Source organism: Ruegeria sp. CI8, from assembly GCF_056536865.1.
Map to the genome: position 1 here is coordinate 75,177 of NZ_JBQFQL010000006.1, position 19,050 is coordinate 94,226.

At 57.7% G+C, this 19,050-nt stretch carries 33 protein-coding genes; 1 reads left to right on the top strand and 32 read right to left on the bottom strand.

Annotation, left to right across the window (positions count from 1 at the left end):
* Positions 1-81: 81 nt before the first annotated feature.
* From ACR0DA_RS18220 to rpmC, 18 genes are all read right to left on the bottom strand, one after another.
* On the bottom strand, positions 82-726 hold the full coding sequence (locus ACR0DA_RS18220) for an adenylate kinase (RefSeq protein ID WP_093965377.1): 645 nt from the start codon (positions 724-726) through the stop codon (positions 82-84).
* Positions 723-2,087, bottom strand: coding sequence for a preprotein translocase subunit SecY (gene secY / locus ACR0DA_RS18225; RefSeq protein ID WP_093965375.1), 1,365 nt, complete (start codon positions 2,085-2,087; stop codon positions 723-725). The genes ACR0DA_RS18220 and secY overlap by 4 nt, the downstream gene beginning before the upstream one ends.
* 109 nt (positions 2,088-2,196) lie before the next feature.
* The gene (gene rplO, locus ACR0DA_RS18230) at positions 2,197-2,670 is read right to left on the bottom strand and encodes a 50S ribosomal protein L15 (protein ID WP_170342955.1); all 474 of its coding nucleotides are present in this window, start codon (positions 2,668-2,670) and stop codon (positions 2,197-2,199) included.
* Between the two features lie 149 nt (positions 2,671-2,819).
* Positions 2,820-3,650 (bottom strand): hypothetical protein, encoded by an 831-nt coding sequence (locus tag ACR0DA_RS18235; RefSeq protein WP_480755181.1) that lies wholly within the window; start codon positions 3,648-3,650, stop codon positions 2,820-2,822.
* 184 nt (positions 3,651-3,834) lie between these two features.
* Complete coding sequence (locus tag ACR0DA_RS18240) at positions 3,835-4,050, bottom strand: DUF1127 domain-containing protein (RefSeq protein ID WP_170343462.1); 216 nt, start codon at positions 4,048-4,050, stop codon at positions 3,835-3,837.
* A 150-nt stretch (positions 4,051-4,200) separates the two neighbouring features.
* On the bottom strand, positions 4,201-4,656 hold the full coding sequence (locus ACR0DA_RS18245) for an SRPBCC domain-containing protein (protein ID WP_480755183.1): 456 nt from the start codon (positions 4,654-4,656) through the stop codon (positions 4,201-4,203).
* Positions 4,649-4,984, bottom strand: a complete 336-nt coding sequence (locus ACR0DA_RS18250) for an ArsR/SmtB family transcription factor (RefSeq protein ID WP_170408104.1) — start codon at positions 4,982-4,984, stop codon at positions 4,649-4,651. The genes ACR0DA_RS18245 and ACR0DA_RS18250 overlap by 8 nt, the downstream gene beginning before the upstream one ends.
* 236 nt (positions 4,985-5,220) lie before the next feature.
* Positions 5,221-5,409, bottom strand: coding sequence for a 50S ribosomal protein L30 (rpmD, locus tag ACR0DA_RS18255; protein ID WP_093965366.1), 189 nt, complete (start codon positions 5,407-5,409; stop codon positions 5,221-5,223).
* Between the two features lie 12 nt (positions 5,410-5,421).
* Positions 5,422-5,985 carry a 30S ribosomal protein S5 gene (gene rpsE, locus ACR0DA_RS18260; RefSeq protein ID WP_093965365.1) on the bottom strand — a complete coding sequence of 188 codons (564 nt, stop codon included), beginning with the start codon at positions 5,983-5,985 and terminating at the stop codon, positions 5,422-5,424.
* Positions 5,986-6,099: 114 nt separating this feature from the next.
* Entirely contained in the window at positions 6,100-6,459 is a 360-nt protein-coding gene (gene rplR, locus ACR0DA_RS18265; RefSeq protein ID WP_010437103.1) for a 50S ribosomal protein L18, read from the bottom strand.
* An 11-nt stretch (positions 6,460-6,470) separates the two neighbouring features.
* Complete coding sequence (gene rplF, locus ACR0DA_RS18270; protein WP_093965363.1) at positions 6,471-7,004, bottom strand: 50S ribosomal protein L6; 534 nt, start codon at positions 7,002-7,004, stop codon at positions 6,471-6,473.
* A gap of 11 nt (positions 7,005-7,015) precedes the next feature.
* Entirely contained in the window at positions 7,016-7,408 is a 393-nt protein-coding gene (rpsH, locus tag ACR0DA_RS18275) for a 30S ribosomal protein S8 (RefSeq protein WP_093965361.1), read from the bottom strand.
* A gap of 13 nt (positions 7,409-7,421) precedes the next feature.
* Positions 7,422-7,727, bottom strand: a complete 306-nt coding sequence (gene rpsN, locus ACR0DA_RS18280) for a 30S ribosomal protein S14 (protein WP_093965360.1) — start codon at positions 7,725-7,727, stop codon at positions 7,422-7,424.
* Between the two features lie 19 nt (positions 7,728-7,746).
* Entirely contained in the window at positions 7,747-8,307 is a 561-nt protein-coding gene (gene rplE, locus ACR0DA_RS18285) for a 50S ribosomal protein L5 (protein ID WP_093965358.1), read from the bottom strand.
* A complete protein-coding gene (gene rplX / locus ACR0DA_RS18290; RefSeq protein WP_093965356.1) occupies positions 8,300-8,611 on the bottom strand; it encodes a 50S ribosomal protein L24 in 312 nt (103 codons plus the stop codon). Before rplX ends, rplE begins: the two co-directional genes overlap by 8 nt.
* A gap of 2 nt (positions 8,612-8,613) precedes the next feature.
* Complete coding sequence (gene rplN, locus ACR0DA_RS18295; protein WP_005621870.1) at positions 8,614-8,982, bottom strand: 50S ribosomal protein L14; 369 nt, start codon at positions 8,980-8,982, stop codon at positions 8,614-8,616.
* Between the two features lie 76 nt (positions 8,983-9,058).
* A complete protein-coding gene (rpsQ, locus tag ACR0DA_RS18300) occupies positions 9,059-9,289 on the bottom strand; it encodes a 30S ribosomal protein S17 (RefSeq protein ID WP_170342963.1) in 231 nt (76 codons plus the stop codon).
* A 4-nt stretch (positions 9,290-9,293) separates the two neighbouring features.
* Complete coding sequence (gene rpmC, locus ACR0DA_RS18305) at positions 9,294-9,500, bottom strand: 50S ribosomal protein L29 (RefSeq protein ID WP_093965352.1); 207 nt, start codon at positions 9,498-9,500, stop codon at positions 9,294-9,296.
* A gap of 262 nt (positions 9,501-9,762) precedes the next feature.
* Between rpmC and ACR0DA_RS18310 the strand changes: the two genes are divergently transcribed.
* On the top strand, positions 9,763-10,398 hold the full coding sequence (locus ACR0DA_RS18310; RefSeq protein WP_480755185.1) for a thermonuclease family protein: 636 nt from the start codon (positions 9,763-9,765) through the stop codon (positions 10,396-10,398).
* 16 nt (positions 10,399-10,414) lie between these two features.
* Here ACR0DA_RS18310 and ACR0DA_RS18315 read toward each other — a convergent pair whose 3' ends face one another.
* The 14 genes from ACR0DA_RS18315 to ACR0DA_RS18380 all read right to left on the bottom strand — a co-directional run bounded on the left by ACR0DA_RS18315 (position 10,415) and on the right by ACR0DA_RS18380 (position 18,833).
* The gene (locus tag ACR0DA_RS18315; RefSeq protein ID WP_170372868.1) at positions 10,415-11,035 is read right to left on the bottom strand and encodes a 2OG-Fe(II) oxygenase family protein; all 621 of its coding nucleotides are present in this window, start codon (positions 11,033-11,035) and stop codon (positions 10,415-10,417) included.
* Positions 11,036-11,110: 75 nt separating this feature from the next.
* The gene (locus tag ACR0DA_RS18320; RefSeq protein WP_170372869.1) at positions 11,111-11,512 is read right to left on the bottom strand and encodes a YybH family protein; all 402 of its coding nucleotides are present in this window, start codon (positions 11,510-11,512) and stop codon (positions 11,111-11,113) included.
* A gap of 127 nt (positions 11,513-11,639) precedes the next feature.
* On the bottom strand, positions 11,640-12,053 hold the full coding sequence (gene rplP / locus ACR0DA_RS18325; protein ID WP_005980704.1) for a 50S ribosomal protein L16: 414 nt from the start codon (positions 12,051-12,053) through the stop codon (positions 11,640-11,642).
* 12 nt (positions 12,054-12,065) lie between these two features.
* On the bottom strand, positions 12,066-12,776 hold the full coding sequence (gene rpsC / locus ACR0DA_RS18330; RefSeq protein WP_093965346.1) for a 30S ribosomal protein S3: 711 nt from the start codon (positions 12,774-12,776) through the stop codon (positions 12,066-12,068).
* Positions 12,776-13,156 (bottom strand): 50S ribosomal protein L22, encoded by a 381-nt coding sequence (gene rplV, locus ACR0DA_RS18335; protein ID WP_039538267.1) that lies wholly within the window; start codon positions 13,154-13,156, stop codon positions 12,776-12,778. Before rplV ends, rpsC begins: the two co-directional genes overlap by 1 nt.
* Positions 13,157-13,159: 3 nt before the next feature.
* On the bottom strand, positions 13,160-13,438 hold the full coding sequence (gene rpsS / locus ACR0DA_RS18340; protein ID WP_005980699.1) for a 30S ribosomal protein S19: 279 nt from the start codon (positions 13,436-13,438) through the stop codon (positions 13,160-13,162).
* A 3-nt stretch (positions 13,439-13,441) separates the two neighbouring features.
* Positions 13,442-14,284 carry a 50S ribosomal protein L2 gene (rplB, locus tag ACR0DA_RS18345; protein ID WP_093965344.1) on the bottom strand — a complete coding sequence of 281 codons (843 nt, stop codon included), beginning with the start codon at positions 14,282-14,284 and terminating at the stop codon, positions 13,442-13,444.
* Positions 14,285-14,467: 183 nt separating this feature from the next.
* Positions 14,468-14,926 (bottom strand): hypothetical protein, encoded by a 459-nt coding sequence (locus ACR0DA_RS18350; RefSeq protein WP_170601365.1) that lies wholly within the window; start codon positions 14,924-14,926, stop codon positions 14,468-14,470.
* A 14-nt stretch (positions 14,927-14,940) separates the two neighbouring features.
* Positions 14,941-15,498 carry a hypothetical protein gene (locus ACR0DA_RS18355; protein ID WP_480755188.1) on the bottom strand — a complete coding sequence of 186 codons (558 nt, stop codon included), beginning with the start codon at positions 15,496-15,498 and terminating at the stop codon, positions 14,941-14,943.
* Positions 15,499-15,697: 199 nt separating this feature from the next.
* Positions 15,698-15,994, bottom strand: a complete 297-nt coding sequence (locus ACR0DA_RS18360) for a 50S ribosomal protein L23 (protein ID WP_093965341.1) — start codon at positions 15,992-15,994, stop codon at positions 15,698-15,700.
* Positions 15,991-16,608, bottom strand: a complete 618-nt coding sequence (gene rplD, locus ACR0DA_RS18365) for a 50S ribosomal protein L4 (RefSeq protein WP_170342972.1) — start codon at positions 16,606-16,608, stop codon at positions 15,991-15,993. Before rplD ends, ACR0DA_RS18360 begins: the two co-directional genes overlap by 4 nt.
* Complete coding sequence (rplC, locus tag ACR0DA_RS18370; RefSeq protein WP_480755190.1) at positions 16,605-17,330, bottom strand: 50S ribosomal protein L3; 726 nt, start codon at positions 17,328-17,330, stop codon at positions 16,605-16,607. Before rplC ends, rplD begins: the two co-directional genes overlap by 4 nt.
* 18 nt (positions 17,331-17,348) lie before the next feature.
* A complete protein-coding gene (rpsJ, locus tag ACR0DA_RS18375; RefSeq protein ID WP_008756422.1) occupies positions 17,349-17,663 on the bottom strand; it encodes a 30S ribosomal protein S10 in 315 nt (104 codons plus the stop codon).
* Positions 17,664-17,885: 222 nt separating this feature from the next.
* On the bottom strand, positions 17,886-18,833 hold the full coding sequence (locus ACR0DA_RS18380; protein WP_480755192.1) for an aldo/keto reductase: 948 nt from the start codon (positions 18,831-18,833) through the stop codon (positions 17,886-17,888).
* Positions 18,834-19,050: the final 217 nt, after the last annotated feature.

Consider the following 19,050-nt stretch of genomic DNA (forward strand, 5'->3'; position numbering starts at 1 on the left):
AATCCCGCGTGCGCGATTGATTCCCCAAAGGGATGGGGGTCGATATGGGCTTTTGCGCTTGGCGTCAAGCCCTTTGCAAGCTTAACCCAGTATGGCTGCGATCGAGGCCCGGACTTCCTTGATGTCCGCCAGCCCGTTCACCGGTCGAAGATCGCCCTTGGCATAGTAATAGCCAATCAATGGCGATGTCTTCTTGTAATACTCCATAAGCCGGGTGCGCAGGCTTTCCTCGTTGTCGTCGGCACGACGGACGAAATCGTTTTCCTTGCCGCAATTGGTACATTTGCCATCGGCCGGGATCGGTTTGGTCTTGTCATTGTAGACCTCGCCGCAACCGCCACAAGTCGACCGAGCAGTGATCCGTTCAACCAGAGCCTCGTCATCCACGCGCATTTCGATCACGGTGTGCAGCGACTGGCCCAGCTTGGTCAGAAGGGCCGACAAGGCGTCAGCCTGGGCCAAGGTGCGCGGAAAGCCGTCGAAGATGAAGCCTGCGCCCTTTTCGGTGGTCAGTTTCTCTTCGATCAGGCCAATCACGATCTCGTCGGTGACAAGCTTGCCCGCGTCCATGATCGCGGCCACCTTCTTGCCCATCTCGGTTCCCGAGCTGCGGGCCTCGCGCAGCATGTCACCGGTGCTGAGCTGGATCATGCCCCGCGTTTCAACCAGGTGACGTGCCTGCGTACCCTTGCCTGCCCCCGGGGGGCCCAGAAGAATGATATTCATCGACGAGCGGGTCCCTTCCTGCCGCGTTTCTTGCCTTTACCGCGCAACTGGGACTTTTCGATCAGCCCTTCGTATTGATGCGCCAACAGGTGGCTCTGAACCTGTTGGATCGTGTCCATGGTCACAGAGACGATGATCAGAACCGAGGTGCCGCCGAAATAGAACGGAATGGCGAACTGGCCGCGCAGAATTTCAGGCAGCAGGCAGACCGCCGCAAGATAGGCCGAACCCAGCACCAGCACGCGGTTGACGACGTATTCCAGATATTCGGCGGTCTTTTTGCCAGGGCGAATGCCGGGCACAAAGCCGTTCTGCTTTTTCAGGTTGTCCGCCACGTCATCCGGCTTGAACGACACGTTGAACGTGTAGAAATAGGCAAAGAACACGATCATCGAAGCGAAGAACAGCAGGTACAGCGGCTGTCCCGGTCCGAAATTTGCCAGCAGCCACGACATGATCGGCCCGTTTGCAGCGCCCGACGAGAAGGTCGAGATCGTGACCGGCAGCAGCAGCAGCGAGCTGGCGAAGATCGCCGGAATAACGCCGGCCGGGTTGACTTTGACCGGCAGGTGGCTCGAGCCGCCCTCGTAGACCTTCATGCCGACATTGCGGCGCGGGTACTGGATGTGGATCTTGCGGAGCGCGCGCTCCATGAACACCACGAAGGTGATAACGGCGATCACCATCACGATCACGCCGACGATCACGGCAGGGCTGATCGCGCCCGAACGGCCCGAGGCCAGGAACTGGGCCAGTGCGGCCGGAACCTCGGCGATGATGCCGACGAAGATGATCAGCGAGATGCCGTTGCCGATACCGCGCGCGGTGATCTGTTCACCCAGCCACATCAGGAACATGGTGCCGCCGACCAGCGTGATCATCGTGGACAGGCGGAAATACAGGCCCGGATCGGTGGCCAAATCGCCCGATTCCAGCGAAACCGCAAGGCCATAGGCCTGCACGGTGGCCAGCGCCACGGTGCCGAAACGGGTGTACTGGTTGATCTTCTTGCGGCCCTGCTCGCCCTCTTTCTTGAGCTGTTCGAGCGCGGGCACCATCGAGGTCAGCAGCTGTACGATGATCGATGCCGAAATATAGGGCATGATGCCGAGGGCAAAGATACCCATCCGCCCCAGCGCCCCGCCGGTGAACATCGAAACCATCCCACCGATGCCCTGCCCCGCTTGTTCCATGAACTCGCGCAGCGCCTGACCGTCGATCCCCGGCACCGGAATGAAGGTGCCCAGACGATAGACGATCAGCAAACCCAGCGTGAACAGGATGCGGTTGCGCAGATCGGTGGCCTTGCCCAGAGCAGCCCAGCTTGTGTTGGCTGCCATTTGTTCTGCTGCTGATACCATAAATCGGTCTCTCTTATGAAAACGCCGCCCGGAACCGTTTTCCGGCTCGGGCGGCGTCTTGGAAAACTCTGAGGTCTATGTAAGCGGGTCGGCGCCCGCTCACAAGCGCTTACTCTGCCGCAGCGGCTTTTGTGACCTTCAGTGAGCCGCCCGCTTTTTCCACGGCTTCGATCGCCGCTTTCGAGGCGCCGGTCACTTCCAGGTTCAGCTTGGCGCTGATTTCGCCTTTGGCCAGAACGCGGATACCGTCCAGCTTGCGGCGCACCAGACCCGAGGCGACCAGTGCGTCCTCGGTGATGGCCGATTTAACGTCCAGTTTGCCGGCGTCGACGAATTTCTGGATCAGGCCCAGGTTGATGACGGCAAATTCTTTGCGGTTCGGCTTGTTGAAGCCGCGCTTGGGCAGGCGCTGATACAGCGGCATCTGGCCGCCTTCGTAGCCGTTGATGGCCACACCCGAACGAGATTTCTGGCCTTTGATACCGCGGCCACCCATTTTACCCTTGCCAGAGCCGGGACCACGGCCAACGCGGGTGCGTTTCTTGACGGCGCCGGGATTGTCGCGCAATTCGTGCAGTTTCATGTCGCTTCTCCTAAGCCGGATATGACCCCGAAGCGTGATGGGCCAAACACGGCATTTCTTGGTTTTGATTCTCGTGGCAAACACGCCACCGGAGCGCAGTACAGCCTCGCGCCCCGAGTTGCAAGTTTTGATTGCCCGGCAGCAGCGGCTCAGTCGTCGCGGCCAGCAATGGGCGCATCTTGGGGCACAATTCCATGTTTGGCCACAAGTCGCCCGACCAGGCTGTCGGGATGTGGTATTCCACCGTGGTTCTTGCGCATGATCGCCCGCATCCGGCGCCCGTATAGATGGATCGAGACGGTATCCTCGTGAAAAAACCGGTCAAGATTTTCGTTCGGCCGGGCAAGGGCCCGGCGCCGCGAAAAGTTGATCGGGTAAAAAACATGCTCTGGCAGGGCGTATTTTATCTCGCCTGTTTCCTTCAGCGCCCAGGTGAATGCCTTTGGCCCCCACACGCCCCACAACACCTCGGGAACGTTGGTCGGGTTCCCGGCGTCCCGCGCCTCTTCCAGCGGTCGGCGGTGGCGCGGCGGTAACCAAGGAGGAATAAGGTAGGGATCATTCGTGTACTCGATCAGCTTGGCCAGAGTTTCACTGTCCTGCGGCAGGCCCGGAACCCCAATCGCCACCTCACCCTCGAGATACCCATAGTAATGACCATTCGCCGTTGAATAGGGTTTCAGGCAATAGGCATCGGTGTCGGCCCAGATCAGGTCGGGCTCCTGAGCCAGCATCCGGTAGCGGAACTTGTCGGAATGCGGCGCGGGGCTATTGGTACGCTCATGAGTGATAAATTCGGAATCCGGCAGGATCTCGCGGGCATCACGGTGCTCGACACCCTCGGGGATGTTCGTCACATTGCTATAGGTATAAAGCCGCACGCTGTGGCCCATATCCAAGTAAGACTGGATGCACAGCAGTTCCAAAAAGCTGAGCGGCCCCTCGACCCACAGCATTGCAATCTGGAAGTCCCGTGCCATGTTCTGCCCTCTCTGCCCAATGTGTTCATGCCTTGACGGCTTGCCTGCATTGGAGTGACCCAATTCCCGGCGCCGCGCAACGTCGCAGTTGTGGTAGCAACTATTTTCCTGCCCGTGTGGGATCCGTAAACACAAAAGAGGCGCCACTTGGGCGCCTCTGCTTCATATGTTGTCGTCCCGTATCTTACGAGCAGTAGGCGTGCTCGCGGGCGATGTCGGCGATGTCGCACCGGCGGATGCCGATGTCGTTCAACTCGCGGTCGCTCAGACGCTGCAACTCGGTATACGTGCGGGTGTATTCGCTGGCCCGGGCGCGGTTTTCTTTCACGCGCTCGATCAGGTTTGCGATACGGGCGGTCAGGTTGAAGCCGCCATGTGTCAGGGTCGCTGTGTGTGCCATTATCTCATTTCCTTTCGAATGTCGGGGCGTATTCCCCGATGTCACTTACTTGGTTCCTGTCTTGGACAGGGTTGAGATAGGGACTTCAGTTATCGCTAACAACGATGGTTTTGGACTGGCCGCTATGCATTTTTGGCATAGCGGCGCAAATCAGGAGTGACCGCTACCGGCCGCAAGCCGGGACAGGTTGTCCAAAGCAGCAGACCAGCCACCTTTGTAGTCCTGAAACAGTTCTGGCCCGGCCAGGCTTGTGATCTGCAACGTGACGCGCAGCGTACTGCCACGGCCATTCGGCATGATTTCGTGTCCGCACAGCGAGACCGAGACCAACTCACCCTGAATGACCAGTGTTTCGGTCAATGAAAGAAATTCCGACGAGACCACGTGGAACAGGCTGGTCGTATTGAACTCGGGCGCTTCTTTCGGTCCACACCGCGTTTCCTCACGGCCTCCGGGTCGACAGTCGAACACATCGATCAAAACTACGCTTTCATCGTCTGGTGCGGCCCATTTCTGGCGCAACTCGCGGTCGGTCAACACCTGAAACAGCCGGTCAGGAGCGCAGGCAATCTCGCGTTCCAGGATCAAAGTTTCGTAATCAGCCATCATCGGATTCCTTTTCAATTTGCTCGGCAAGTGCGGACAGGCGATCCAGCCGGCCTTCCCAGAGGTGACGTTGTTGTTTCAACCAACCTTCCGCCTCGGCGATCGGGGCGGCTTCGATATGCAACATGCGAACCCGACCGATCTTCTCCGAACGGATCATTCCAGCGGTTTCCAGCTTGCCCAGATGCTTCAGAAACGATGGCAACGCCATGTCGTGCGCTTCGTGCAGCTCTGACACGGCCGCTGGGCCAATGATCAGCCGTTCGATTACGGCACGCCGGGTCGGATCGGCCAGCGCAGAAAAAAATGTATCGAGTTTGTTAGCCATAAGGCTAAGTATTTCAACGCACCGCCCGCGTCAAGAAAAAGTTAGCCGTTTGGCTATGTTTTGAATTTAAAGGTCAGGACAGAGGGCAAAAAGGTGTCTACCTGCGAGTTCCTGGCCGGGCCTTGGCCTAGCTCACCGCAAAAGGCGGTCTTCCGACATTCCGCGCAGGCGACGGCCAGAAATGAAAACGCCCCCGATCAGATCGGAGGCGTTCATTGGGCTTTCGAAGCTGGCGCTCAGCCGCGCTCTTCGATGATCTCAACCAGATGCGGGATCTTGTTGACCATGCCGCGGATCGACGGAGTGTCTTCCAATTCGCGGGTCTTGTGCATCTTGTTCAGGCCCAGACCGATCAGGGTTGCGCGCTGTTCGGCGGGGCGACGGATCGGGGAACCGATCTGCTTGACGACGATGGTTTTTGCCATTGCTCGCTCTCCTTACGCTTCGGCTTCAGCCGGTGCTTCATCCCGCTTGGGCAGGATATCTGCGACTTTCTTGCCACGACGCGCGGCAACCGAACGCGGGCTCTGTTCTTTTTTCAGGCCGTCGATGGTGGCGCGGATCATGTTGTACGGGTTCTGCGAGCCCAGCGACTTGGACACAACGTCCTTGACGCCCAGCATTTCGAACACGGCACGCATCGGACCACCGGCGATGATACCGGTACCTTCCGGTGCGGTGCGCATGACCACTTTACCGGCGCCGTGACGGCCCTCGATGTCGTGGTGCAGAGTCCGCCCTTCGCGCAGCTGCACGCGGATCATCTGACGCTTGGCTTGCTCGGTCGCCTTGCGGATGGCTTCAGGTACTTCTTTCGCTTTACCTTTGCCAAAGCCCACGCGGCCTTTCTGATCGCCAACAACCACCAGAGCGGCGAAGCCAAAGCGCTTACCACCTTTTACGGTTTTCGACACGCGGTTGATTGCGACCAGACGATCGGCAAATTCCGGTGCTTCTTCACGGTCGCGGCCACGGCCCCGACGGTTTTCACGTTCTGCCATTTGGCATCCCTTTTCTCATGTGGCGCTTGGCGCCGTTTTCTTCAATCCAAGTGAGCCTCGACTGACGCCGAGGCCCCCGGATCATCGGGGCGGATCGAAACCCGCCCACAGGTCTTAGATTTTCAGGCCGCCTTCACGCGCGGCGTCGGCAACTGCCTTCACCTTGCCGTGGAACAGGAAGCCGCCACGATCGAAATAAGCCTCTTCGACGCCGGCCTTCTTGGCCCGCTCGGCGATGGCTGCGCCCACTTTGGTGGCCGCTTCGACGTTGTTCTTGCCAACAACACCCAGATCCTTTTCCAGGGTCGAGGCCGAGGCCAGGGTCACGCCACGTACGTCGTCGATCAGCTGAACGGAGATGTTCTTGTTCGAACGGTGTACGGACAGACGCGGACGACCCGCGTTGACCTTGCGAAGTTTGTTCCGAACGCGCAGGCGGCGCTTCAGAAACAGGGTTCTTTTGCTGTTTGCCATTGTGTTCGTCCTTACTTCTTCTTGCCTTCCTTGCGGAAGATGAACTCGCCCTTGTAGCGGATGCCCTTGCCTTTGTACGGCTCGGGACGGCGCCACTCGCGGATTTTCGCCGCGGTTTCGCCCACCAGCTGCTGGTCGATGCCTTCCACAACGATCTCTGTCTGCTTCGGCGCGGTGATGGTGACACCTTCCGGAGCAACGAAATCAACATCGTGGCTGTAGCCCAGGTTCAGCTTCAGGGTGTTGCCCTGCATCTGAGCGCGGTAACCCACACCCTGGATTTCCAGTTCCTTCTTGAAGCCTTCGGTCACACCGGTCACCAGGTTGGCGACCATGGTGCGGCTCATGCCCCACTGCTGACGCGCACGCTTGGACGAACCACGCGGGTCGATTTTGACCACGTTGTCTTCGACCGTCAGAGTGACGTCATCGGTTGCGGTGAAGCTGCGGGTGCCTTTCGGACCTTTGACTTCGATGGTCTGACCCGACACAGAGGCGGTAACGCCGCTGGGCAGCTCGACCGGTTTCTTACCAATACGAGACATTGCAGACCTCCTTAGAAGACGGTGCAGAGCACTTCGCCGCCAACGTTGTTGGAGCGAGCGTTTGCGTCCGACATCACACCTTTCGGAGTGCTGACAATCGACACGCCCAGGCCCTGACGAACCTGCGGGATGTCATTGACGCCCATGTATACGCGACGGCCGGGCTTCGAGACCCGCTTCAGTTCGCGAATGACAGGGGTGCCTTCGTAGTATTTCAGGCTGATTTCCAGAGCCGGATGACCGTTTTCACCGGTCGTCTTTTCATAGCCGCGGATATAGCCTTCGTCCGCCAGCACGTCCAGAACCCAAGCGCGCAGTTTCGACGCCGGAGTGATCACGGTGGACTTGCCGCGCATTTGCGCGTTGCGGATGCGGGTGAGCATATCGCCGATAGGATCGTTCATATCTGTCTCTCCCTTACCAGCTCGATTTCACCATGCCGGGGATCTGACCAGCAGAACCCAGCTCGCGCAGCGCGATACGGCTGACCTTCAGCTTACGGTAGTAAGCGTGGGGACGACCGGTCAGCTGACAACGGTTGTGCAGACGGGTAGCCGAGCTGTTGCGCGGCAGTTTCGCCAGTTTCAGACGCGCCTTGAAGCGCTCTTCCATCGGCTTGCTCTCGTCATTCGCGATCTCTTTCAGAGCCGCACGCTTTTCGGCATACTGTGCCACCAGGCGTGCGCGCTTCTTCTCGCGTTCGATCATTGCTTTTTTAGCCATGTCTCAATCCTCCCGGCGCTTACGCGTTGAACGGCATGTTGAAAGCTTTCAACAGTGCCTTTGCTTCAGCGTCGGTTTTCGCTGTGGTGGCAATTACGATGTCCATGCCCCAGACCTCGTCGACCTTGTCGAAGTCGATTTCCGGGAACACGATGTGCTCTTTCATGCCCATGGCAAAGTTGCCACGGCCATCGAAGGACGGTTTCACACCGCGGAAGTCACGTACGCGAGGCATCGCGATGGTGATCAGACGGTCCAGGAATTCGTACATCCGGTCGCCGCGCAGGGTCACCTTGGCGCCCAGCGGCATGTCTTCACGGACGCGGAAACCCGCGATCGACTTCTTCGCCTTGGTCGAAACGGCCTTCTGACCGGCGATCGCCGTCAGATCCTCGACCGCGGCTTTCGCCTTCTTCGAGTCCTTCACCGCCTCGGCACCACAGCCGATGTTCAGAACGATCTTCTCCAGCTTGGGGATCTGCATATCGTTCTTGTAGCCGAACTCTTCTTTCAGAGCGGCGCGGATGGTTTCAGCGTACTGAGCTTTCAGACGCGGGGTGTAGGTTGCAGCATCAAGCATCGATCACGTCCCCCGTGGTCTTGGCGTAACGAACCTTCTTGTCACCTTCCATGCGGAAGCCGACGCGGGTTGCCTTGCCGTTCTTGTCCAGCAGGGCCAGGTTCGACAGGTCGATCGGCAGAGCCTTGGGCAGGCGGCCACCTTGCGACGTTTGCGACTGGCGGGTGTGGCGGATGGCGATGTTGACGCCATCAACGACAGCTTTGCCGGCTTTGGGGTCGACCGAGGTGATAGTCCCCTCTTTGCCCTTGTCCTTGCCGGCCAGCACGACGACCTTGTCGCCTTTGCGGAGTTTAGCAGCCATGATTACAGCACCTCCGGAGCCAGCGAGATGATCTTCATGAAGTTCTTCGCGCGCAGTTCACGAACAACGGGGCCGAAGATACGGGTACCGACGGGCTCGTTGTTGTTGTTCAGGATGACGGCGGCGTTGCGATCGAAGCGGATCGCGGTGCCATCTTCGCGACGGACTTCTTTGGCGGTGCGCACGACGACGGCCTTGCGGACGTCACCTTTCTTCACGCGGCCGCGCGGGATGGCTTCCTTCACCGAGACGACAATGATGTCGCCGACGGAGGCGTATTTACGCTTGGAACCACCCAGGACCTTGATGCACTGAACTCGGCGGGCGCCAGAGTTGTCAGCGACATCCAGATTGGTCTGCATCTGGATCATGTGGTTTCTCCCGACCTGTGGGGGCTGGTCTTGTTAAATCCCCCAGGGTTTCGACAAATGGAAAAGTCCCGGAGGCTTAGGCCTCCAGAACCTCCCAACGTTTCGTCTTCGATTTCGGCGCGCATTCGATGATGCGTACGGTGTCGCCGACCTTGAAGGCGTTCTTTTCGTCGTGAGCCCGGTATTTCTTGGACTTACGAACGGTTTTCTGCAGCAGAGGGTGCTTGAAACGGCGCTCGACCAGAACGGTGATGGTCTGTTCGTTGGCGTCGCTGGTCACGGTGCCTTGCAGGATACGCTTGGGCATCTGATTACTCCTCGGATGCCGCGGCAGCGGCCTTTTCGTTCAGAATGGTTTTGACGCGGGCAGCATTGCGGCGGGCCGCTTTGATACCAGCAGTGTTTTCCAGCTGACCGGTGGCCTGTTGAAAGCGCAGGTTGAAGCTTTCTTTCTTCAGGTTGGCCAGTTCCTCGCGGAGCTGGTCCGGGGTCTTTTCACGCAGTTCTTGGGCGTTCATCGCCTTTTCCTTTGCTCAAAACACCAGAAGGCCCCGTATACGGGTCACCTTGGACCTGGTGGATGAATGATAGACATGCGAATCGCCCGACAACGCCGGGAGACCGCAGGATGCCGCCGTATAAGGGTTTGGTGGGTTGGTGACAAGAGGAAGTTTTGCAACCAGAACCGGGCAACCAACGGGTCACGTCAGAACCTGACCACTTGCGCGTTGTCTTCTGTGGAAACGGGTTTGGCCGAAACTCAAAAGACACGTGAAACCCTTGAAGTATCTTTATCCCGCTGACTTAGGAACGGTGGAAAAAATGGAACTGGTTGTCCTAATTGGGTTTGCGGCACTTCTAGTTGTTTTAAAATCAAGAAAGCCACGCTTTGTCGCCCGTCATAGAGGCCATCAAAAACCTCCGCAAGCCTCCACACCGAACCGCGCAATCCCGCGACAACAGCCGAGTGTTGTTCCCTCCAACCGCGTTCTGACGGGGCGCGCTTATGTGATCGATGGCGACACAATCATTGTCCGTGGGACAAAGATCCGTCTAGCCGGCATTGATGCGCCCGAGCTGGACATGCCATGGGGTCTAAAGGCAAAGTGGACGATGGTCGAAATCTGCAAAGGTCAGGAGATTACCGTCAAGCTGAACGGCGAAACATCCTACGACCGGTTAGTTGGAATTGGATACCTACCCAATGGGCAGGACATCGGCGCGGAGCTGGTCAAAAGGGGGCTTGCGCTGGACCTGCCTTTCTTTTCACAGGGAAAGTATAGGCATCTGGAACCGACCGGCGCCAGAGAACGACTGCGGAATGGGGCTTTCGGTCACGCATCGATTTCGGTTCGCAGGACGACGACCGTCGTCGCCTATCGGCGCAGATCAAACCGGCACAATGCGGGCAGTTGAGTTCGCCCTTCAAGGCTCACTCCCACTTGTAGTTGAAACTCACCGAAATCCTCTCATCCTCGGCCATGTTCATCGGCACCTCGTGGCGCAGCCAGCTTTCCCACAGCAGGACGTCGCCGACCTTCGGCTTCATATAAATGAAGGGCTGCAATTCGCGTCGGGCGCCCTTGCGACGCACCGGCGCGGCCATCATGCGGCCCGAGCGGGGGTCTTCCAGCTTCAGCGCGCTGGCGCCTTCCGGCATTGACACATAGGTCGTTCCAGAAATCACACTGTGCGGATGGATGTGGCTGGCGTGCATTCCACCCTCGGGCAGGATGTTGATCCAAAGATCCTCCAGCTTCAATTCCCGGTCATCCAGATCAAACTCAAGGTCTTTTGCGAATGCAGCCACGTGCTGATCCAAAGTCTTCACCAAGTCCTGAAAGATAGGGAACCGCCAGGGCAGATCAGTCAACGAGGCATAGCTGGTGTAACCCGGATAGCCGTTCTTTTCGCACCACTCCTGCCCGGCCTCGTCATCCTCAGCGATGACAAGACACGAGTTCTCCAACTCCTCCGGATCGATCCTTGGTTCGAACTCAGACAGAGCGGCGCGGTAGAGACGGGTAACGAAGAGTGATTCAATCTGTGCCATGGGCGTCCATTACCCCATTCGACGCCAAGGCGCGATAGAGGAACTTTCTTCGAATTTTGAAAACTGCCGCAGCTGTCACAAGTCAATATAGGGCAACGGGTCGCTGTGATGCGCGATCAGCTTCCACGCTCCACCTTCATGGCGATAGACATTCGTGCCGCGCATCCGGATACCGGACCCATCGCCCTGCCCCGACGCCTCGGCGACGTGATGCACAGTGGCAAGCGTATCCCCAAGCACAACATGCCGGTTCAGCACTTTGATCGACCCGCCCAGATGCGCCCGACCCTGCGCGATCCAATCCTGATCCGTGACTTTCCACCCAACGTGGAACAGATCGGGTGACGGGCCCATATAGATGACATCGTCCGCATGCGACCACAGCGCCTCCATCGGTGCAACGTCACCCTCGAACATTGCGTTCAGTGCGGCAAAGAAGCCGTCGTCAATCTTTTCAATCTCTGACGTCGAAACCATTTGAGGCCCCCTTGTTCTAGGCTTTTCCGAAGTATCAAAAGCTGAAGCTGAGCCTAACCCAAACCATCCGAAAAACAAAAAACCCCGCCGGTTCGGCGGGGTTTTCTGAAGTCTTGGCAAGACCGGTTTACCAGTCCTCGCGGACCACCACACGGGTCTTGATCGGCAGCTTCATCGCAGCCAGGCGCAAAGCCTCGCGCGCGATTTCATCGTTGACGCCGTCGATCTCGAACATCACGCGACCGGGCTTCACTTTGGCTGCCCAATAGTCGACCGAGCCTTTACCTTTACCCATACGGACTTCGGTAGGCTTCGAGGTCACCGGAGTATCCGGGAAGATCCGGATCCAGACGCGACCTTGACGCTTCATGTGACGGGTCATGGCACGACGCGCAGCTTCGATCTGGCGTGCAGTGACGCGCTCGGGCTGCAGGGCCTTCAGACCGTAGGTGCCAAAGTTCAGATCAGAGCCGCCTTTGGCTTCGCCCTTGATCCGGCCTTTGTGCATCTTGCGGAATTTTGTACGCTTTGGTTGAAGCATATCTTTCCCTCCTTAGCGACGACCGCCACCAGCACCACGAGGTGCAGGGCCGTCCTGGAGTTCCTGTGCTTTACGGTCACGTGCCTGCGGATCGTGCTCCATGATCTCACCTTTGAAGATCCAGACCTTGATCCCGATGATCCCGTAGGGGGTCATCGCTTCGGCATGTGCGTAATCGATGTCGGCACGCAGGGTGTGCAGAGGCACGCGGCCTTCGCGGTACCATTCGGTCCGTGCGATTTCGGCGCCGCCCAGACGACCAGCGACGTTCACCCGGATACCCAGGGCGCCCATGCGCATGGCATTCTGAACCGACCGCTTCATCGCGCGGCGGAACGAAACGCGGCGCTCCAGCTGCTGAGCGATCGACTCGGCAACCAGCTGCGCGTCGAGTTCCGGCTTGCGCACTTCGACGATGTTCAGGTGCAGTTCGCTGTCGGTCATCTGCGCGATCTTCTTGCGCAGAACTTCGATGTCCGCGCCTTTCTTGCCGATGATGACACCGGGACGCGCGGTGTGGATCGTGACGCGGCACTTCTTGTGCGGACGTTCGATGATCACACGGGCGATGCCGGCTTGCTTGCACTCTTTCTTGATGAACTCACGGATCTTGAGGTCTTCCAGCAGAAGATCACCGTAGTCCTTGGTATCTGCGTACCAACGGCTGTCCCAGGTACGGTTGACCTGAAGGCGCATGCCGATCGGATTGACTTTATGTCCCATTAGGCTTGCTCCTCAACTTGACGCACCTTGATGGTGATCTCCGAGAACGGCTTCATGATCTTGCCGAAACGGCCACGGGCACGCGGACGGCCGCGCTTCATGACCAGGTTCTTACCAACCCATGCTTCGGCGACGATCAGCTCGTCCACGTCCAGGTTGTGGTTGTTTTCGGCGTTCGCGATTGCGGACTGCAGGCACTTTTTTACGTCCTGCGCGACACGCTTGTTCGAGAAAGTCAGGTCGGTCAGAGCCTTCTCGACTTTCTTGCCGCGGATCATTTGCGCAACCAGGTTCAGTTTCTGCGGGCTGGTGCGAAGCATACGGGTTTTTGCCATTGCTTCGTTTTCAGCCACGCGGCGGGGGTTCTTTTCCTTGCCCATGACTTACTTCCGCTTCGCTTTTTTGTCTGCGGCATGGCCATAATAGGTCCGGGTCGGCGAGTACTCACCGAACTTCTGACCGATCATGTCTTCCGAGACGTTTACCGGGATATGCTTCTGGCCGTTGTACACACCAAAGGTCAGACCCACGAACTGGGGCAGAATGGTGGAACGACGCGACCAGATCTTGATGACTTCGTTGCGGCCCGACTCGCGCGCAGCTTCGGCTTTTTTCAGCACGTAAGCGTCGACGAAAGGACCCTTCCAAACAGAGCGAGACATGTCTTAACGCCCTTTCTTCTTGGCGTGCCGCGAGCGGATGATCAGCTTCTGGGACGCTTTGTTCTTGTTGCGGGTACGCTTACCCTTGGTGTCCTTACCCCAAGGCGTAACCGGCGTACGGCCACCCGAGGTCCGGCCTTCACCACCACCGTGGGGGTGATCGATCGGGTTCATGGCAACACCACGGACCGACGGACGCACGCCCTTGTGGCGCATACGACCGGCTTTGCCGAGGTTCTGGTTGCTGTTGTCGGGGTTCGACACGGCACCGACGGTGGCCATGCATTCCTGGCGCACCATGCGCAGCTCGCCCGAGCTCAGACGGATCTGGGCATAGCCACCATCACGGCCGACGAACTGGGCGTAGGTGCCCGCTGCACGTGCGATCTGACCGCCCTTGCCGGGCTTCATCTCGATGTTGTGCACGATGGTACCGATCGGCATGCCCGAGAACGGCATTGCGTTGCCGGGCTTGATGTCGGCCTTGGCCGAAGCGATGACCTTGTCGCCAACCGCCAGACGCTGCGGCGCCAGGATATAGGCCTGCTCGCCATCGTCATATTTGATCAGTGCGATGAATGCGGTCCGGTTCGGGTCGTATTCGATCCGCTCGACGGTTGCCGCCACATCCAGTTTGTTCCGTTTGAAGTCAACGATCCGGTAGAGACGCTTTGCGCCACCGCCACGGCGGCGTGAAGTGATCCGTCCGGTGTTGTTCCGGCCGCCCGATTTGGTCAAACCCTCGGTGAGAGACTTGACCGGACGTCCTTTCCAAAGCTCCGAACGGTCGATCAGCACCAGCCCGCGCTGGCCCGGCGTCGTCGGTTTGTACGACTTGAGTGCCATGCTTTCTGTCTTCCGTTTAGCAAGCGCGAGGATCAATCCCCGCTATGTGAGAGGCCCCCGTAGGTGCCCAAGTTATAGGGCCCCGAAGGTCCCCGGTTGCAAATATCAGAGGCCCCGGAACGAATCCGAGGCCGCTAAGCAGCCGCTGGTTACGTTAGTCAGCTACTCAGGTCAAGTTGTATCTCATACTTTCAAGTAAGCTATGTCTGAAGCACCCAATTCGAATTCTTCTGGCAGTGCATTTGTAGCCTTATTGGCATGAGGCCAGCTTCCCTCATAAACATAGTTAATACTTCCAGTAGCCAAATCATTAGCCGAAGTTAGCTCTACCTTCGTTCTTGTTGAGCTAACTTTAAAACGCCGACTGTTGATTACTACCTCAAATTCAAAACCGTCTGGGGTTTCGTCAGCCACACCTATGAAGTGCAGCTTAGACAACCAACTCGCTATTTCATCAAGAAACGCAGAGTTTCGTAGCTCGTTAAAATCAATGTCCTTATAGTTCTCAATAAAGTGCTTTAGTGCCATTCTCTTAACTAAATCAGCTGCTTTAGTATCTTTCTCGACAGCCCGCTTTAGCACTAATACCTGAGATGGTAGTGTCAACGAAAAGTCTGAAACTTGCCGCGTTTCGCTCTTCATGGCCTTCACCCTTCCTACCTCAAAAATATGGGCTCTACATCTATCCCATAATCGCTGAATCTATCACGCACATTCTCAAGATGAGTTGACTTTCGTGTTAAACCTGCACCAAAGCGCCCTGATGAGTTCGTCAGTTTCCAACCAGGACGTAGTATTCCCCAACCCAAATCATATACCAGCTCACCACCGATTCGCCCCTCTCCTTCCACCAAAGAAGGATGTCCAAGCCTTGTTTCGTCCTTTCCAGGATTTAGCCCGCGAATTCTCGGCCTCAAATAACGGCGTGAGTGTTTAGTGACAATTTCTTCTAGCGCGAGCCAAATATCGCCATTGCGATCGACCGCCCAAAGAATAGGGGTCTGTGCGTAGACACAATTGACCAAGGATAGGCAAGTGACCTCTTGAGACATCAAAGTCTTGAGTGCCGGCACACTTCTTTCATCCAGCTTAACTAGGGATTCCGGCCTTGAATTCAACTCTTCAGGTGCACATGGGACTTGTTGGTCTCCCAATTCAGATCGATCACGAGCCACTGCCGTCAGTACTACGCCAAAAACTTCGTCGAGACTCAATACACCCACCTCAAAAACACAATATGGTCAATGAGACCAGATAATCCCAATTTTGTCAGAAAAATCAAGCCGCGTCAGTAGGCAGCTCTGGTCGCGCTAACTTAGCATTCATATCGGCACAGCCCCAGTGAAGAGCATGCGGAAACAAAAAACCCCCGCTTTCGCGGGGGCCTTTATCTCTTTCCAAAGACGGGTCCGATCAGAGACCGGTGGTCACGTCGATGGTGTTGCCCTCTTCCAGGGTCACATAGGCCTTCTTGACGTCTTTCCGCTTGCCCAGCTGGCCGCGGAACCGCTTGACCTTGCCTTTGGTCACGGTGGTGTTCACCGCTTTGACCTTCACACCAAACAGCGCCTCGACGGCCTCTTTGATCTGCGGCTTGTTGCTGTCGATCGCCACTTCAAAGACAACCGCGCCGTTCTCAGAGGCCATGGTCGTTTTCTCGGTGATGATCGGCTTGCGGATCACGTCGTAGTGTTCTGCCTTCGCGCTCATTTCAGTCGAGCCTCCAGTGCTTCGACACCCGCCTTGGTGAGCACCAGGGTGTCACGCTTGAGGATGTCATAGACGTTTGCGCCCATCGACGGCAGGATATCCAGACCTTCGATGTTGCGGGCTGCGCGGGCGAACCCTTCGTTCACGGTGGCGCCGTCGATGACCAGAGCGCGCTTCCAGCCCAGGTTTGCAACCTGTTTGGCCAGTGCGGCGGTCTTGCCTTCGGCTTCGGCGCTTTCGATCACGACTAGCTCACCAGCTTTGGCCTTGGCCGACAGTGCGTGGCGCAGGCCCAGCTTGCGGAACTTCTTCGGCAGGTCGTGGCCGTGCGAACGCGGGGTCGGACCCTTGTAGATGCCACCTTTGCGGAAGATCGGCGCGTTGCGGTCACCGTGACGTGCGCCACCGGTACCCTTCTGGCGATAGATCTTCTTGGTCGAGTAGCTGGTTTCCGAGCGGGTCTTCACCTTGTGGGTGCCGGCCTGCGCGTTGTTGCGCTGCCAACGGACCACACGGTGCAGGATGTCCGCGCGCGGCTCCAGACCGAACAGGTCCGCATCCAGCTCGATGTTGCCGGCCTTCTTGCCGTCCAGTTTGATTACATCAAGTTTCATGCTTCACCACCTTCCGCGGGTGCTTCTTCCGCAGGTGCTTCGGTTACAGCCGATTTCACAGCAGCCGGGAAAGGCAGGCCTTCCGGTGCTTTCTTCTTGACGGCGTCCTTGACGGTAACCCAGCCCGATTTCGGTCCGGGAACGGCGCCTTTGATGAAGACCAGACCACGGTCGGCGTCGGTTTTGACAACCTCGAGGTTCTGGGTGGTAACACGGGCAGCACCCATGTGACCGGCCATCTTCTTGCCTTTGAACACCTTGCCCGGGTCCTGACACTGACCGGTCGAACCGTGCGAACGGTGGCTGATCGAAACACCGTGCGAGGCGCGCAGACCACCGAAGTTGTGGCGCTTCATTGCACCGGCAAAGCCTTTACCGATCGAGGTGCCCGAAACGTCAACTTTCTGACCAGCCAGGAAGTGATCTGCCGAGATCTCGGCGCCCACTTCGATCAGCGCGTCTTCCGACACGCGGAACTCGGCCAGCTTGCGCTTGGGCTCGACCTTGGCGGCGGCGAAGTGGCCGCGCATGGCCTTCGAGGTGCGTTTTGCCTTGGCGGCACCGGCGCCCAGCTGAACGGCGGTGTAGCCGTCTTTGTCAGCGGTACGCTGTGCAACAACCTGCAGGTTGTCCAGGTGAAGAACGGTTACAGGGATCTGCTTGCCGTCTTCCATGAACAGGCGGGTCATGCCGACTTTTTTTGCGATAATACCAGAGCGCATCATCAATACCCTCCGATCTTACGACTGCAGCTTGATCTCGACGTCCACACCAGCGGCCAGGTCGAGCTTCATCAGCGCGTCCACGGTCTGGGGGGTCGGATCTACGATGTCCAAGAGACGCTTGTGCGTACGGATCTCGAACTGATCGCGGGATTTCTTGTCAACGTGAGGGCCACGGAGAACCGTGAACTTCTCGATCTTGTTCGGCAGCGGGATCGGGCCGCGCACATTCGCGCCGGTCCGCTTTGCAGTGTTGACGATCTCTTGCGTGCTGGCATCCAGGACGCGATAGTCAAATGCCTTCAGCCGAATACGGATGTTTTGGCTTTGCATATTAACAGCCTTTTTTCAGGCGTTGGAGTTGAGAGGAGGACGGGCGCTCATCGCCAACCCTCATCGAACCCAAAAGGCGGGAATCACCCCGCCTTCACGTTCTCACCGAGAACTCGCGCGGTTTAGTGGGGTTGGCGCTGTTTGGCAAGGGGGAAATGCCACCAAGCCCCAAATGCGGATTGTCCAACAAGTGATAGGCCGCCGCGCTGAATCTTGAAGACCCTACCCGGCTTCAGGATCGTTTTGGGATTGCCCCAATTCCGCCAGCTCTGTCCAGACCGCATCCGGGATAGACCAGTCGGCCCATTCGAATGTCTGGTCCACGTGCTGCGGCCATGTCGCGCCGCAGATTGTCGAAGCTATATCTGCGTTTTTGACCGAGAATTGCAACGCTAGCGCCCCCAACGGGACATCGTAGCGGGAACAGATACTCTCGACAGCACGAACCGGGCCCAGAACAGCTTCGGTTGCAGGCTGATAGACGTAGAAATGATGAGCAGAACTTCCCTTGGCCAATATTCCTCCGGAATAAGGCGCCGCATTCAGAACGGTCACTCCCTTGGAACGCGCAAGTTCAATCAACGGCGCGGAATTCATGTTGACGACTGTATGCCTGTTGTGCGTCAGAAGGACGTCGAACTCACGATCGCGTAGCATAGGCATCAGGACGTCAATTCGACCACCGGCAAGCCCCACAGCTTTGGCCAGGCCTTCTTCCTTCATCCGAAACAGCTCATCAAGCGCGCCGCCCGTGCCGGTCACTTCGGAAAGATCTGCGGCGTATTCAGGGTCATGAAGGTGAAGAATATCCACCTGGTCGACGCCAAGGGCTTCAAGGCTTGCTTCAAGCGACCTTCGCGCTTGTGTCGCATCAAACCTGTTGCTCTCCATATCCCGGTCCAGTTTCGTGGACAGAACCCGGCCCTCGGGCCACCCGCCCAGCTCGCGAATGACTTGCCCGATACGTTCTTCGCTTCGGCCCAAGGCATATCCGCGCGCCGTATCAATGAAGCCATCCGGACGCTGTAGAATTGCCCTGATGGTATCCAGTGCACGGCTTTCGTCTACTTCGTATCCATATATCTGTGGAATGCTTCCCAGCCCTGTTGAGCCGAACCCTATTTGCGGCAACCTGACCCCAGTCCGGCCGATTTCAACATGCTTGGTCATCCCACCATCCTCCCCTTCTGGACAATTCTGACTGCAATTGTGTCGAGGGGCGCGGCTCAACGCAAGCTTGGCGTATTCGCGTGCAACACCAGGATGTGCGCAACCAATGTTTTGTGGACATAACGAAAAAGGCCGCCCCGGTTTGGGACGGCCTTCTTTTGTTTCTCACCGAGTTGCTTTCGGCTGGCTTCGCTTTGGAAAACCACCTGCCGCAACC

Excerpts from the sequence above, each read along its gene's own strand:
- ACR0DA_RS18220 (WP_093965377.1), bottom strand. The coding sequence starts at position 726 with ATGAATATCATTCTTCTGGGCCCCCCGGGGGCAGGCAAGGGTACGCAG.
- secY (WP_093965375.1), bottom strand. The coding sequence starts at position 2,087 with ATGGTATCAGCAGCAGAACAAATGGCAGCCAACACAAGCTGGGCTGCT.
- rplO (WP_170342955.1), bottom strand. The coding sequence starts at position 2,670 with ATGAAACTGCACGAATTGCGCGACAATCCCGGCGCCGTCAAGAAACGC.
- ACR0DA_RS18235 (WP_480755181.1), bottom strand. The coding sequence starts at position 3,650 with ATGGCACGGGACTTCCAGATTGCAATGCTGTGGGTCGAGGGGCCGCTC.
- ACR0DA_RS18240 (WP_170343462.1), bottom strand. The coding sequence starts at position 4,050 with ATGGCACACACAGCGACCCTGACACATGGCGGCTTCAACCTGACCGCC.
- ACR0DA_RS18245 (WP_480755183.1), bottom strand. The coding sequence starts at position 4,656 with ATGGCTGATTACGAAACTTTGATCCTGGAACGCGAGATTGCCTGCGCT.
- ACR0DA_RS18250 (WP_170408104.1), bottom strand. The coding sequence starts at position 4,984 with ATGGCTAACAAACTCGATACATTTTTTTCTGCGCTGGCCGATCCGACC.
- rpmD (WP_093965366.1), bottom strand. The coding sequence starts at position 5,409 with ATGGCAAAAACCATCGTCGTCAAGCAGATCGGTTCCCCGATCCGTCGC.
- rpsE (WP_093965365.1), bottom strand. The coding sequence starts at position 5,985 with ATGGCAGAACGTGAAAACCGTCGGGGCCGTGGCCGCGACCGTGAAGAA.
- rplR (WP_010437103.1), bottom strand. The coding sequence starts at position 6,459 with ATGGCAAACAGCAAAAGAACCCTGTTTCTGAAGCGCCGCCTGCGCGTT.
- rplF (WP_093965363.1), bottom strand. The coding sequence starts at position 7,004 with ATGTCTCGTATTGGTAAGAAACCGGTCGAGCTGCCCAGCGGCGTTACC.
- rpsH (WP_093965361.1), bottom strand. The coding sequence starts at position 7,408 with ATGAACGATCCTATCGGCGATATGCTCACCCGCATCCGCAACGCGCAA.
- rpsN (WP_093965360.1), bottom strand. The coding sequence starts at position 7,727 with ATGGCTAAAAAAGCAATGATCGAACGCGAGAAGAAGCGCGCACGCCTG.
- rplE (WP_093965358.1), bottom strand. The coding sequence starts at position 8,307 with ATGCTTGATGCTGCAACCTACACCCCGCGTCTGAAAGCTCAGTACGCT.
- rplX (WP_093965356.1), bottom strand. The coding sequence starts at position 8,611 with ATGGCTGCTAAACTCCGCAAAGGCGACAAGGTCGTCGTGCTGGCCGGC.
- rplN (WP_005621870.1), bottom strand. The coding sequence starts at position 8,982 with ATGATCCAGATGCAGACCAATCTGGATGTCGCTGACAACTCTGGCGCC.
- rpsQ (WP_170342963.1), bottom strand. The coding sequence starts at position 9,289 with ATGCCCAAGCGTATCCTGCAAGGCACCGTGACCAGCGACGCCAACGAA.
- rpmC (WP_093965352.1), bottom strand. The coding sequence starts at position 9,500 with ATGAACGCCCAAGAACTGCGTGAAAAGACCCCGGACCAGCTCCGCGAG.
- ACR0DA_RS18315 (WP_170372868.1), bottom strand. The coding sequence starts at position 11,035 with ATGGCACAGATTGAATCACTCTTCGTTACCCGTCTCTACCGCGCCGCT.
- ACR0DA_RS18320 (WP_170372869.1), bottom strand. The coding sequence starts at position 11,512 with ATGGTTTCGACGTCAGAGATTGAAAAGATTGACGACGGCTTCTTTGCC.
- rplP (WP_005980704.1), bottom strand. The coding sequence starts at position 12,053 with ATGCTTCAACCAAAGCGTACAAAATTCCGCAAGATGCACAAAGGCCGG.
- rpsC (WP_093965346.1), bottom strand. The coding sequence starts at position 12,776 with ATGGGACATAAAGTCAATCCGATCGGCATGCGCCTTCAGGTCAACCGT.
- rplV (WP_039538267.1), bottom strand. The coding sequence starts at position 13,156 with ATGGGCAAGGAAAAGAACCCCCGCCGCGTGGCTGAAAACGAAGCAATG.
- rpsS (WP_005980699.1), bottom strand. The coding sequence starts at position 13,438 with ATGTCTCGCTCTGTTTGGAAGGGTCCTTTCGTCGACGCTTACGTGCTG.
- rplB (WP_093965344.1), bottom strand. The coding sequence starts at position 14,284 with ATGGCACTCAAGTCGTACAAACCGACGACGCCGGGCCAGCGCGGGCTG.
- ACR0DA_RS18350 (WP_170601365.1), bottom strand. The coding sequence starts at position 14,926 with ATGAAGAGCGAAACGCGGCAAGTTTCAGACTTTTCGTTGACACTACCA.
- ACR0DA_RS18360 (WP_093965341.1), bottom strand. The coding sequence starts at position 15,994 with ATGAGCGCGAAGGCAGAACACTACGACGTGATCCGCAAGCCGATCATC.
- rplD (WP_170342972.1), bottom strand. The coding sequence starts at position 16,608 with ATGAAACTTGATGTAATCAAACTGGACGGCAAGAAGGCCGGCAACATC.
- rplC (WP_480755190.1), bottom strand. The coding sequence starts at position 17,330 with ATGCGCTCTGGTATTATCGCAAAAAAAGTCGGCATGACCCGCCTGTTC.
- rpsJ (WP_008756422.1), bottom strand. The coding sequence starts at position 17,663 with ATGCAAAGCCAAAACATCCGTATTCGGCTGAAGGCATTTGACTATCGC.
- ACR0DA_RS18380 (WP_480755192.1), bottom strand. The coding sequence starts at position 18,833 with ATGACCAAGCATGTTGAAATCGGCCGGACTGGGGTCAGGTTGCCGCAA.